General features: G+C 64.8%; 12 protein-coding genes. 6 read left to right on the forward strand and 6 right to left on the reverse strand.

From position 1 onward, the window contains the following. Positions 1-52: 52 nt before the first annotated feature. Positions 53-1,054: an alpha/beta fold hydrolase gene (locus DB708_RS08665; RefSeq protein WP_108921634.1), complete on the forward strand. Its 1,002-nt coding sequence runs from the start codon at positions 53-55 to the stop codon at positions 1,052-1,054. A 36-nt stretch (positions 1,055-1,090) separates the two neighbouring features. After that, on the forward strand, positions 1,091-2,305 hold the full coding sequence (locus DB708_RS08670; RefSeq protein WP_108921525.1) for an MFS transporter: 1,215 nt from the start codon (positions 1,091-1,093) through the stop codon (positions 2,303-2,305). Positions 2,306-2,322: 17 nt separating this feature from the next. Here the strand turns inward: DB708_RS08670 and DB708_RS08675 are convergent, their stop codons facing one another. Both DB708_RS08675 and DB708_RS08680 read right to left on the reverse strand, forming a co-directional pair. Further along, the gene (locus DB708_RS08675; RefSeq protein ID WP_108921526.1) at positions 2,323-3,525 is read right to left on the reverse strand and encodes a cytochrome P450; all 1,203 of its coding nucleotides are present in this window, start codon (positions 3,523-3,525) and stop codon (positions 2,323-2,325) included. A gap of 15 nt (positions 3,526-3,540) precedes the next feature. Then, positions 3,541-4,191 (reverse strand): TetR/AcrR family transcriptional regulator, encoded by a 651-nt coding sequence (locus tag DB708_RS08680; RefSeq protein WP_108921527.1) that lies wholly within the window; start codon positions 4,189-4,191, stop codon positions 3,541-3,543. Positions 4,192-4,409: 218 nt separating this feature from the next. Between DB708_RS08680 and DB708_RS08685 the strand changes: the two genes are divergently transcribed. Together DB708_RS08685 and DB708_RS08690 are read left to right on the forward strand one after the other, a co-directional pair. After that, positions 4,410-5,195: a spirocyclase AveC family protein gene (locus tag DB708_RS08685; protein WP_108921528.1), complete on the forward strand. Its 786-nt coding sequence runs from the start codon at positions 4,410-4,412 to the stop codon at positions 5,193-5,195. A 17-nt stretch (positions 5,196-5,212) separates the two neighbouring features. Next, positions 5,213-6,325, forward strand: a complete 1,113-nt coding sequence (locus DB708_RS08690; protein ID WP_108921529.1) for an ABC transporter substrate-binding protein — start codon at positions 5,213-5,215, stop codon at positions 6,323-6,325. Positions 6,326-6,328: 3 nt separating this feature from the next. Here the strand turns inward: DB708_RS08690 and DB708_RS08695 are convergent, their stop codons facing one another. From DB708_RS08695 to DB708_RS08705, 3 genes are read right to left on the reverse strand one after another with little or no spacing between them, the layout of a single operon-like run. Continuing rightward, positions 6,329-7,303, reverse strand: coding sequence for an LLM class flavin-dependent oxidoreductase (locus tag DB708_RS08695; RefSeq protein WP_108921530.1), 975 nt, complete (start codon positions 7,301-7,303; stop codon positions 6,329-6,331). 45 nt (positions 7,304-7,348) lie between these two features. Beyond that, positions 7,349-8,410 (reverse strand): NAD(P)H-dependent amine dehydrogenase family protein, encoded by a 1,062-nt coding sequence (locus DB708_RS08700; protein ID WP_108921531.1) that lies wholly within the window; start codon positions 8,408-8,410, stop codon positions 7,349-7,351. A gap of 16 nt (positions 8,411-8,426) precedes the next feature. Then, complete coding sequence (locus DB708_RS08705) at positions 8,427-9,395, reverse strand: LLM class flavin-dependent oxidoreductase (protein ID WP_108921532.1); 969 nt, start codon at positions 9,393-9,395, stop codon at positions 8,427-8,429. A gap of 187 nt (positions 9,396-9,582) precedes the next feature. On the opposite strand from DB708_RS08705, the gene DB708_RS08710 reads away from it, so the two are divergent. Further along, complete coding sequence (locus tag DB708_RS08710; RefSeq protein WP_108921533.1) at positions 9,583-10,680, forward strand: NAD(P)H-dependent amine dehydrogenase family protein; 1,098 nt, start codon at positions 9,583-9,585, stop codon at positions 10,678-10,680. 35 nt (positions 10,681-10,715) lie between these two features. Next, complete coding sequence (locus DB708_RS08715; RefSeq protein ID WP_108921534.1) at positions 10,716-11,915, forward strand: MalY/PatB family protein; 1,200 nt, start codon at positions 10,716-10,718, stop codon at positions 11,913-11,915. Between the two features lie 23 nt (positions 11,916-11,938). Here DB708_RS08715 and DB708_RS08720 read toward each other — a convergent pair whose 3' ends face one another. Further along, positions 11,939-12,667, reverse strand: a complete 729-nt coding sequence (locus DB708_RS08720) for a DUF2652 domain-containing protein (RefSeq protein WP_108921535.1) — start codon at positions 12,665-12,667, stop codon at positions 11,939-11,941. Positions 12,668-12,737 lie beyond the last annotated feature (70 nt).

The raw sequence follows: 12,737 nt of genomic DNA on the forward strand, positions 1-12,737 counted from the left end.
GTCGGCCAAGCACCGGTTGTCTAACCACGATCCCCTCTGGGATGCTTGCAGCTTGGACATCTTCGCGGAGTGGCAAAAGGGTGGTACCGAACTTCGCTGGCGGTCGACCACTGCTGCCAACGGTGGGCAGGAACTGGGGGTGTTCAGTCGCCGCTTCGGCATACCCGGAGCCCCGCCGCTCGTGCTCGTCCACGGCTTTCCGACGTCGAGCATGGACTATTTCGATCTGGCACATGAGCTGAGCTCCGATTTCGACATGTACATGTTGGACTTTCCGGGCTACGGATTGTCCGACAAACCACCGGAGCCCTACGCCTATTCGTTATACGACGATGCGCGGCTACTCGTGCACGCCATCACCGACGTGTGGAAGCTGAGCGAATTTCGAATCCTCACCCACGATCGCGGCAGCAGTGTCGGCATGATCGCGCTCGACATGTTGGCGGCACTGGATCCGCCGGTGGTACCTCTCGACCTCATCCTGACGAACGCGAACATCTACCTTCCGCTGGCGAACCTCACGCTGTTCCAAACCGCACTGCTCGACCCGGAAACGGGGCGCGCCACCGCCGCGGCGACCACGCCCGAGACCCTGGCCGCCGGCATGGGAGCCAGCACCTTCATGCCGAGAAGAAAACTGACCGATCCCGAAATCGCGGCGCTGGCCAAATGCTTTGCGCACAACGACGGAATCCGGGTACTGCCGGACACCATCCAGTATCTGCACGAGCGCGCTGCGGACGAAACCAATTGGCTTGAAGCGCTTTCCAGCAGCCAGGTGAACACCACGATGGTTTGGGGCCTGCACGACAACGTCGCGCCGCTGCGGGTCCCTAACCACGTCTGGCTGACCTACCTCAAAAGCAAGCCCGGCCGAAACCGCTACTGGGTGGTGCCGGACGCCGATCACTACGTTCAGTGCGACGCTCCCCGGCAATTAGCCCAGATCATTCGTCTCACCGTGCAAGACGAAGACATTTCGTTGCAGACGCTCGGAAACCAGCCCGACGGCGCGGTTCTCGTCGATCAGAGCACTGGCGAGCCCGAGCAGTAGAACCGTAAGGGCACAATCCGTGGTGAGCCCCCTGCCATGACCGTCGAATCGGATGGCAACCGCAAGTGGCTGACTCGCGGCGTCGGGGCGGTTGGGGCGACGAGCTTTTTCTCCGACGCGAGCCACGAGGTGACCACCTCGGTTTTGCCCACGTTTCTCACCGGGACGCTAGGAGCATCCGCCGCGGCCCTCGGTGTGGTCGACGGGGTCAGTGACGCGCTGATCGGTGTGATGAAGCTGGTCGGCGGACCGCTCGCGAATGACCCCGAACGTCGTGGACGGATCGCGTCCGGCGGCTACCTGGCTACGGCAGCGGCGACGGGATCGATCGGCCTAGCCGCAACGGTCTGGCAGGTCGGCGTGCTCCGTGCGCTGGCTTGGATGTCGCGGGGCGTGCGGTCGCCGTCGCGCGACGCCCTGCTGTCGTCCCTGAGCCCAGAGTGGGCGCGCGGCAGGACATTCGGGCTCGAACGGGCCGGCGACAATCTCGGCGCGGTGGTGGGCCCGCTGCTTGCGGCCGGGCTGGTGGCCTGGGTGGGCATTCGGCCCGCCCTCTGCCTGGCAGTGATTCCGGGTCTCTTCGCCGCCGTGGCGATTCTGATAGCAGCCCGCGAAGCCCGTCGCCACCACCTGGCCGGCGGCCCGGCGGTCAGACGGCGGTTAGAGTTCGCAGCGCTGCGCGACGCCGGCATGCTGCGGGCCCTGCTCCCGGTGGCGCTGTTCGAATTCGGCAATATCGCAACGACGCTGTTGATCCTGCGCTCCACCCAGCTCCTCACCTCGCCCGAGCGGACAGTGACCGCGGCGACTTCGCTGGCGATCCTGATCTATGCGGGCCACAACGCGGTCGCGACAGTGGCGTCGCTGGCCGCGGGCCGCTGGTACGACCGGACCGGACCCCGCGCGGTATTCGCCACCGGCTCTGCCGTCTACGTGATCGGCTACTTGGTATTCGCGGCCGGGACACACAATGCGGTCGTCATCGCACTGGGCTTCGCGCTGGCCGGGGCGGGCATCGGGCTCGCCGAGCCGACCCAATCGGCCGTCGTGTCCCAGCTGCTGCCAGATCGCCTGCGTGGTAGCGGGTTCGGCGTGCTGGGCGCGGTCCAGGCAACCGGTGACGTGATAGCGACCGTCGTCGCGGGTGTGCTCTATACCGTTGCCTCACCGGCAATCGCCTTCGGCTACGCGGCCGGGTGGATGGCGTTGGCGGCCCTCGCCTCGGGCATGTTGCGTCCGGCCAGCGCCTGACGCAACGAGCAGGGGCATCACCCCACGAGAACAGGCAAGCGCGCCCACCCACGCACGCTCGCAGTGTGCGCCCGTTGGGCGTTGGCATAGTCGACTTCCCAGTCGGGCCAGCGTTTGAGGACTTCTTCGAAGGCCACCCGGGCTTCCAACCGGGCCAGCGCCGAGCCCAAGCAGAAATGCAGGCCCTGCCCGAAGCTGAGATGAGCGCCGCGGCGGTGGATGTCGTAGCGGTCCGGATCCGGGAAATGGCTTTCGTCGCGGTTGGCGGAGGCGTTCAGCAGCAGCATGAACGATCCTTCGGGAATGCGACGGCCGTAGAGCTCGGCATCGCGCGCGACGTAGCGGGCCTGCACCGGTGACGGCGGCTCGTAGCGCAGTGTCTCCTCGATCGCGCCGGGAATCAGCGACGGGTCCGCGGCAAGTTCGCGGCGTTGATCGGGGTGATCGGACAGCAACTGTCCCATGAAACCGATTAAGCGAGCGGTGGTTTCGTTACCGGCACCGGCGATCATTGCGGTGTAGGACAGCACCTCGGTCCGCGACAGGGGGCGCCGGGTGCCGTCCGGCTCGTCGATCTCGGCACGCAACAGTTCGGTCATCAGGTCATCGGACGGATGACTGGCGCGCCATTCGATGTATTCGGCGAACATGGCAATGGAGCTGGCGAAAACATTCGCATCGACCGCAGCGGGATCGCTGCCCTTGGGCAGTTCGATGTTGGCGACGCTGCGGTCCCGGATCTTTTCTTGATCCTCTTCGGGGATGCCTAGGAGATACCCGATGGTCCGCATCGGCATCATCGCGCCGAGGTCGGCGATGAAATCGAAGCCACTCGCGCCGACCAACGGATCGAGCTCGCCGACACAGAACCCGCGCACCATAGACTCGACCGCGAGCATGCGCCGCGGCGTGAAGACACGGGACAGCAGTTTACGGTGCAGATCGTGCAGCGGAGGATCTTCGAAGAGCAGAATGCCCGGCGGCACTTCGATATTCGCGAACAGGATGTCGGCGGTGGTCCCGCGGCCGGACCGGTAGGTCTCCCAGTTCGGCAATTCGCGCACCACGTCGTCGTATCGACTCAGCGCGTAGAAGTTGTACTTGTCGTTGTGGTACAGCGGCGCTTCTTCACGCATCCGCTTCCATACCGGATACGGGTTCGAGTCGATGTCGACATCGAATGGGTCGTAGTACAACTCAACGGCACTGGGGCTTGTCATGGTCGGATCCCTAACTCAGTCGTTGCGGTGTAAGAAGCCGTGCAAGAGGGCTTGAACGAGTTCCTCGACGATCACCTCTCGCGGCGGTGGTTTGTCCCCGAAGTAAGTCGAACGCAGAGCAGCCATTCCCGCGATCATCGACACCGTTGAGTGGGCCGGTAGGTCTGGGTGGTCGGACCGTAATCCCCGTAATTGCATTCCCTCGACGCTGATTTGGCCCAGCACCGTGACCGCCCGGCGGATCTCGGCGATGCCGGCGTCCGCCTTTTCCTCGTCGCTGAGACTCTCGGCCGCCATCAGGGTCAACAACAGACCCTGATGTTCGACGAACACGTCGTAGAGCCGCGAGACGAAAAGCCGAGTGAGCTCCTGTTCGTCGGTCTCCTCGGGCACCAGCGACTGCCAGGTTCGGCCGAATTCGTCGACGAAGCTCACGAAGGGCAAAACGAGTGCCTCGCGGAACAACGCGGCCTTCGAACCGAAGTTGCGGAACAGCAGGTGTTCGGTGACGCCGGCGGCCTGGGCGATTTCGCGTGTCGTGGTGCTGCGATAGTCCTGGCCGGCGAAAAGCTCTCGGGCGGCGTCGAGCAGCAGCCGGCGCGGCTCCCCGCGGGGCCGTCGCACCGCCGTGGCCGGTATCTGCTGCTTAGTTGCTCGCTGGGGCACCGACGTCCACTCCTGTCGCAACGGCTCGTTGTCGGGATAGTATCCGCTATCCAGATAAGATAGTATCCACTACCTTAAAGGCGAAACCATCGGAAGGGTGACACCATGGGCGCTGTCATCATGCTCGGCACGCTGTTCGGGCTGATCATCTTGATATTCGGGCTGGTACTTCGCTTCGATCCCGAGGCTCGGCGCGCGCCGGGCGACGAGGGACGCCAGTGAACACCGAGATGACGCCGGTGATGGCCGGGGCTCAGTACTTTTCCTACGTCGCGAGCATCGCGTTCCTGATTGTCGGGATCTATCTGAGCTACCGTCGCCGCCGCATCCACCCGCTGCTGCTTCTTGGCATCTCGGCGATCTCGTTCTCGTGGATCGAGTCACCCTACGACTGGGCGATGTACGCACAGTTTCCGCCCGCTCTGCCCCGCATGCCGTCCTGGTGGCCGTTGAACGTGACGTGGGGCGGGTTGCCTCTAGCGGTGCCGATCGGCTACGTCTCCTACTTCATCATTCCTGCCATCACCGGGGCCGCCCTCGGACGCTGGTTGAGCGCAAAGTTCAACTGGCGCAGGCCGATTACCTTGCTCGTGGTCGGCCTCGTCGTCGGTTTCTGCTGGGCATTGTTTTTCAACGCCTACACGGGGGCCCAGCTCGGCAACTTCTACTACGGTTACGTGATCCCTGGCCTCGCGATCTTTGAGGGGACCAAACACCAGTACCCGCTCTACGACTCGCTGGCGATGGGCATCCAGATGATGGTCTTCACCTATCTGCTCGGACGCACCGATGCGCAAGGACGAAATGTCATCGATACGTGGGCCGACAAGAGATCGAAAACTCGGCTGCAGTCGTCGGTGCTCTCCATCGCGGCCGCCGTCGTCGTCGGGCACCTGGTGTACGGCGCGGTGTTTGCGCCCCATCTCATTACGAAGCTGGGCGGCTTTGTGACCGCGGGCCCGACCGAGCAGCTGTACCCAGGCGTACCGAACCAACCCAAGTAAAGGCAGCGGGAGACCGAGTGAGTTACGAGAGCAAAGCCGAGCCCATCAAAATCGGCTACCTGATGGACTTTCTGCTGCCCGAGGGCTTCCCCAAGACGTACTTCGAAGATCTGACAAAGCCTTTCGACCTCGTCTTCCAAAAAGGTGTCGAGCAGGGGCTGATCGATCGGCCGATCGAGATCATCTACCGCGAAGTCGAAGGCCTGCCCAAGGGATCGGTCAAAGCGGTCATCGACGCCTATGGCGAACTGTGTGACGAGGGGTGTTTGGCCGTTTTCGGCCCCAACATCGGCGACAACGTGATCCCGGCCCGGGAGGCCATCGAGGAGCGCTTCAAGGTTCCCTGCATCAGCGTGACGGGATCCGACGTGGCGCTGGGTGAATGGGTCTTCGCGTTTCCGATGGGCTCACACACCGACGAGCCGATCTTCTGGTCCGACCTACTGGCCAAGGGCGGGCACACCGAAGTCGGCGTGCTGGTGGAGCAGTCCCTGGTGGGCGAGACATATCTCAAGAACTTCCGGGAAGCCGCTAAGCGCAGGGGAATTCGCGTTATCGCTGAAGCGTCCATCGCGCAGACAGCCGGAGACGTCACGGCCGCCGTCACCGCGCTGCACGACGCCAAGGTACAAGCCATCGTGCACTGCGGCTTCGGCTTCGGGGTGGTGTTCATCAATCCGGCGCTCGAGGCGCTGGGGTGGGATCCGCCCCGGTTCTGCGGCACCGCCTTCCAGAATGCCTGGCTCAACCCGATCATGTGGAGCGCGTTCATGGGCTGGACCGGCGTCGACCAGTACGACGAGGGCAATACGGTCGGGCAGGATTTCCTCGACGAGTACAACGCGGCCTACGGACGGCGACCGGAATGGTGTGTGCCCGTGGTCAATAGGGATGTCGCGTACACGCTGCTGCGCGCGCTCGCCGACGCTCACCCGTTAAGCCCGCGGGGCGTGAAGGAGGCACTCGAGCGCGTCAAGATGATGCCGGCCGCATCCGGCGCCCCGGGAACCCGAGTGTCGTTCGGCAACTGGACGCGTCGAGCCTGGATGGGTGCGGGCTATCTAGTGGCACGCCGGCTCGATGCCGACGGCGTCAATTCCCATCTCGTCGATCGCTTCGGCGAGGAGTAGCCGTTAGCCCAGAGCCTGCGGCAGCACCACTTCGCCCACGCGCTGGAGATACGGCCACGCGATCTCCGGTGGCAGGCCGCCACACAGCGGCGACAGGTTGAGCACCTGGCCCGCCTTCACCCGCGAAATCGCCTCTGGCACACAGATAATGATGTGCGACGTCCCCGTCTCGCGCAGCTCGTCGACGGTGTTGACGTGGCTGAATCCCGCCGTCGTCTGGTCCCCGGGATTCCAGGCGGCATAGGTTCGCACGTCGTGCAGCAGGTGCTCGCCGATCTCTTTCCACGCCTGGTCCACATCGTCGGCGACGAATACGACCGAGGGAGTGTTGCGGTCGGGAAACATCGTCGGCCCCGGCGTGTGGCCGTGCTCGCGGCATGCCTCTTCGTAGGCCTCCTGCATGCCCGGCTCGTTGGCGTTGCCCAGCATGCCCAGGCCGTACGTGCCGGCACGGCGGGCCGCGGCGACCGTCCCGCCACCCCACATCATTGCGGGCCCGCCGGCGGTCAGCGGGCGGGGTGTCACGGTGATCTGCCGTCCGTCCTCGACGACGGTTTCACCGGCAAGTAGTCGCCGCAACAGCGCGAGTTTCTCGTCGCAGACGCGACCGCGTTTCTTGATCGACACCCCGAAGTGCTCGAACTCCTCGGGCCGGTAGCCCAAGGCCAGGATGTAGGACGCCCGCCCACTGCTGATGATGTCGAGGACGGCCATGTCCTCGGCGAGGCGCACGGTTTCGTAGAACGGAAGGATCAGGATCAGGCTCAACCCCAGCCGCTGCGTCCGCGCCGCGACCGCCGAGGCCAGCAGAAACGGCGACGGCAGGTAGCCGTCCTCGGAGCCGTGGTGCTCGCAGATAACGGCGGCCAGACCACCGTGTTCTTCGGCCCAGGCGCACATTTCGGGTGCCGCGGCGTACAGATCGGCTGGGGCCGCGGCCCATTCGGGATCGCGCATGTCGAAGCGCAGTGTGTACACGGCAAACTCCTAGGTGGCCTAATCTTTGTGATGCACGTTACACGTTCAGTCGAAGGCGTAAAGCGGCAGAGTGGTCGGGAGGTCGAGCGAGCTCAGCAATCCCGGGGACGCGTCCACGACATACGGGATCGCGTTGACCACCCGCATGGCCGTCGATGCCATCGCGGCGTGCCCGGCGGCATGACCTTCGGCCGCCCCGAGCGTCAGCTCGCAGTGGATGTCGGGATCGCCCTCGATATCGACCCGGTAGGTGGCGTCAGACTCCGACGTCGGCCAGGCCGGGGCGACGTCGCGCGCCATCCGGATGATGTGCTCGATGACGATGGCTTCGTCTCCGTTGACGACCCCTGCCGCCCGGGTGCGGACCGCGCCGCAGGTGCCGGCCTTGACGGTGCCGAATGCGACCTCGATGTCGCGGTCGGTCAGCTCACGGTCGAGTGAACCGCGAATTTCCTCCACCTCGACACCGAGACCCACTGCCATCAGATAGATCGGTGCCTTCCAAGCCATTTCGATGAACCCGGGTGTCTTGAGCATCGGCTCGAATTCCAGCGGCCGGCCAAAACCCATCCCGTCCATCATCACGTCGGCCACCGGATAGTGGTCGTTGAGCGCAACCTCGCTGGCCGTGATGCGACGGATGCTCTTGGATTGTGTCGTCATCAGCAACGCGAGCTGATCGGAAGCGAAGCCGGGAAAGATGCCCGATGCGTAGAACGACGCCCGGCCGGCTTTGGCCGCCGCGTCCAGCTCGTCGCGCCAGTTGGGCGCGAAATAAGAGGGCGGATAGACCAAACTGGTCGACGACGTCGACACCACGTTGATGCCCGCCGCCAGCAGACGCAGGTAGTCGGGCACCGCCGCTCCGTCGCGGTCGGGTCCGCTGGCCGCGTAGACCACGCAGTCAGGCGCCAGCGCGATCAACGCGTCGGCATCGTTGGTGGCCGCGACGCCCATCGGCTCACCGCCTGCCAGCACGCCGGCATCCTTGCCGACCTTGTCGGGCGAATGCACCCACACCCCAACAAGTTCCAGATCCGGTCGGCGGCCAATGGCATCGATCGCGATGGAACCGACTCCCCCGGTCGACCACACGACAACCCGCATGATGAGTCTCCTTTGACTAGGCCCGCGCGCTGGCGGCCGCGGCGCGCTCGAGATAGGGCCAGGCGATGTCGGGCGCGATGCCGCCACAAAGCGGAGCCAGCGGCAGCAGTTGCCCGCCGCGCACGTAGTCGGTCGCCTCGTCGGACGTGAAGATGCGGTAGGGGCCGTTGTCCTCGCGAAGCGCCGCCACGCTATCGGCCCGGGTGATGCTGGCTACCGAATCGTCGTGCGGCCGATAGGACGCCGCTGTCTGCGCGTCGTGCAGTAGGTGCGGCCCCAGCTCGTCCCATGCCTCGTCGACATTGTCGGCCACGAAAACCGCTGTCGGAGTATCTGGTTGGGGAAGCTGGATTGTTCCGGGTTGGTGTCCGTGCGCGCGGCACTGCTCCTCGTAGTACTCCTTCAAACCCGGCGAGGCGGTCTGGGAGATGAACCCCAGGCCGTGGCTGCCGGCGCGGCGCGCCGCGGCCAAGCTGCCGCCGGCGATCAACAGCATCGGCCCGTTGGGCGACGCACCCGGTGGAGTGACGCGGACCTCGCGGCCCCGGTACTCGACGGTTTCGCCCCGCACCAGCGGGCCCAGCACGGCGAGCGTCTCGTCGGCGACTCGACCGCGCGTGCTCATGTCGACGCCGAAGTGGTCGTATTCCTCACGTCGATGTCCCACGCCGAAGGCATAGGACACCCGCCCACGACTGATCAGGTCCAGCACGCACATCTCCTCGGCGAGCCGGACAGGATCCCACAGCGGAATCGGCACGGCCGCCAGCAGAATCGGCAAACTGTTCGTCCGGGCCGCGATCGCCGAAGCCAACGTGAGCGGTGCCGGTAGGTGCCCGTCGTCGGCACCATGGTGCTCAGATAGCACGGCCAGCGCGGCGCCGCGCGTCTCCGCCCACGCGCACATGTCGATGGCCGCGACGTACAGATCGGCCGCCGGCCCGGCCCACGCCGGGGCGCGCATGTCGAATCTAAGCGTGAACAATTGCCCGCTCGTACCTCACACCCCGCACATTAACCTAAGATTTGTTCATTAGGATAGTACTTGCTCTCTTAACCTCTTGACCGTGCGGGCTCGCTGCTGTTAGCTTCCGAAGCGGACGTGGGTAACTGCTGCCGTAAGGGCAACGGCCACCACAGGTTTCATCGCGTATTCAACTGAGGAGAACCAGATGACGGCTCAGCGTGTAGTTGTGTGGGCGACGGGTGGAATCGGTTCAATCGCCATCCGCGCCATCCATCGGCGCCCCGATCTGGATCTAGTCGGCGTATGGGTGCACTCCCCGGAAAAGGACGGCAGGGACGCCGGCGAACTCGCCAATGGCGAGCCGATCGGCCTGAAGGCCACCAACGATGCCGACGCACTGATCGCTCTCAAGCCGGACTGCGTGATCTATGCGGCCAGCGGCCCGGAACGCGACGCCCTGGCCATCCCGGACTACGTCCGGCTGCTCGAAGCCGGAATCAACGTCGTCACGACCAGCACCACGCGACTGGTCAATCCGCATGCGTACGAACCCGCCCAATGGCGCGATCAACTCGTCGCCGCGGCCAAACAAGGCCAGGTATCGCTCTACGCGTCCGGGATCGAGCCGGGCTTCGCCGCCGATTACCTGCCGTTGGTGCTGTCCACGCAATCGTCGTCCATCGACAAGATTCATGCATACGAGATCGGCCTGTACGACGACTACGGCGTCCCCGACATCATGAGTGACGCACTGGGTTTTGGCCGACCGCTCGACTACGAACCGTGGATCGGCTTTGCGGGTGCGATTGCCGGCGAGTGGCAGGGCCAGATCCGGTTGATCGGTGACGCGCTGGGAGTCGAAGTCCAGGAAGTCCGCGAGTTTTTCGACCGCGCAGTCACCAACCGGACGCTGGAGGTCGCCATGGGCACCGTCGAGGCCGGAACCTGCGGCGCCCTGCGCATGCGGGCGACCGGCGTGGTCGACGGCCGCGAAGCCATCGTCATCGAGCACATCACCCGGCTCGCGCACGACGTTGCCCCGGACTGGCCGGAAGGGATCGGCGACCTGTCTTACCGGGTCGTGATCAGTGGCGATCCCGACATCGACTGCTCGCTGGCAGCAACGCTGAAGGATCCGCGCAAGGCCGGAGTCGGGGGCATGACGTCGGGTGCGGGCGCCATGGTCGCCACGGCAATGCGCGTGGTGAATGCCGTGCCGTACGTCGTTGCCGCGGAGCCGGGCCTGTTGAGTTCGGTTGACCTGCCGCTGACGATCCCCCGGGGCGCGTTTGTCACCGGGTGAGTCCGCGTGCGGCATCCGCAGCTTAGTCTGCGAGAGTGACGCTTAATCCGTTCGAGGAACTCACCCTGCAGCACCTGCAGCAGCGCACCAGCATGAAGTGGCGCGCGCATCCCGCTGACGTGCTGCCGTTGTGGGTTGCCGAGATGGACGTGCAGCTGCCGCCCACCGTGGCCGACGTGCTGCGTAGGGCTATCGACAACGGTGACACCGGCTATCCGTCGGGCACCGCGCTGGCCGAGGCGGTCGGTGAATTCGCTTCGCGGCGTTGGGAATGGCACGATTTCGAGGTCGGCCGCACCACGATCGTTCCAGACGTGATGCTCGGAATCGTTGAGACACTGCGACTTATCACCGATCCGGGCGACGCGGTGATCGTCAACCCGCCGGTCTATGCGCCGTTCTACGCTTTCGTCACGCACTCGGGCCGTCGGGTGATCGAGGCACCACTCGATCACGAGGGACGAATTGCGTTGGACGCCTTGGAGGAAGCGTTCACGCATGCGCGAGCCTCGGGCCGAAAGATCGCATACCTGTTGTGCAATCCGCACAATCCGACCGGGACGGTGCACACCTTCAACGAATTGCGCAGCGTGGCCGAATGTGCCCAGCGCTCTCGGGTCCGAGTGGTGTCCGACGAGATCCACGCGCCGGTCATTCTGCCGGGCTCGCAGTTCACTCCCTACCTGAGCGTCCCGGGCGCCGAGGACGCGTTCGCCCTGATCTCCGCCTCAAAGGCGTGGAATCTTTCCGGGCTGAAGGCGGCCCTGGCCATCGCCGGACCCGCGGCGGCGGCGGATCTGCACCGGATGCCCGAGGAGGTCAGCCACGGGCCGAGCCACCTCGGCATCATCGCGCACGCCGAAGCGTTCCGCAGCGCCGACGACTGGCTCGACGCGCTACTGGAAGGCCTGGACGCAAACCGGACGTTGCTCGGCGAGCTGGTCGCCGAGCATCTGCCCGGCGTGAAATACCAACGCCCGCAAGGTACTTACCTCGCTTGGCTCGATTGCCGAGAGCTCGGTTTTGCCGAAGATGCCGCGGATGGCCTTGCGGTGGTGGCCGACCTATCCGGGCCTGCTCGCTGGTTTCTCGACCATGCACGCGTCGCGCTTAGCTCCGGCCATGTCTTCGGCACCGGCGGCGCCGGACACGTGCGGCTGAATTTCGCTACCTCACAAGCCATTCTGACCGAGGCCGTATCACGTATGGGTCGTGCGCTCGTCGATGCCCAATAACGCTGTACGACATAATGTTTGCGTTATGCGGGGATTTCCTCGGTGCCGCGGCCCAGGTTCCGGAAGCCTTCGGCAGGCTTCTTGAGGCCCAACAGGAACGGCACTGTGCTCAACTCGAACTTCGCCGTCATACCCAGCCGGCCAAAAAAGCCGCGCTGTGGGGGTGCCGGTGGCACCTCCGAGGTGGCGAGGTCGATGTAATGCGTCGACGTTGCACCGATGCCCTCGAAATCGTGCGTCAGCGGCATCGAAAGCCCCCGCATCGACTCGTCGAGGCACGCCGCTACCGGATCGGTCATCAGCACGTACTCCGGCACTGGCACCTGATTTTTCAGCATCCGGTGCACCAGGATGACGTCGACGCCGGCCAGTTCGACGTGGCGTTTGACCTTTTGTTCGGCCACCTCGCCTTCGTGCGCGACGAACTTCAGCGACAGGCTGTCGAGTTGGGAGCAGCTCGCACACTCGCAGGCGATGTCGGCTTTGATCCGCTGCCGCCGCGCCAGGAACGACTGTCGCATGTGCCAGAGCCGATCGCACACCAACGCTTTGGCGTTACCGTCCGGCGCCCAGAAGAATGCGGCGTCGCCCTCCAACTTAGCCAACTTTAGGCCTTTACCTGCGTCGATAACCGACTCGAGCAGCTGCGCCACCGTCTGCTGCGCGTGCGCGAGGTGCGTCCGGTTCCAAGCCATGTACTGCGTGTAGCCGCCGATATCGGCAATCAGCAGAACGGCGCGACGGATGGCCATAAGTTCGCTATTTTAGTGGCCTGCCGGCTTCTTCCCCAATGAAATCTCGTACTGGACGAAACGCGCTCTG

Origin of the sequence: Mycobacterium montefiorense (genome assembly GCF_003112775.1) — a bacterium.
Taxonomy (GTDB): domain Bacteria; phylum Actinomycetota; class Actinomycetes; order Mycobacteriales; family Mycobacteriaceae; genus Mycobacterium; species Mycobacterium montefiorense.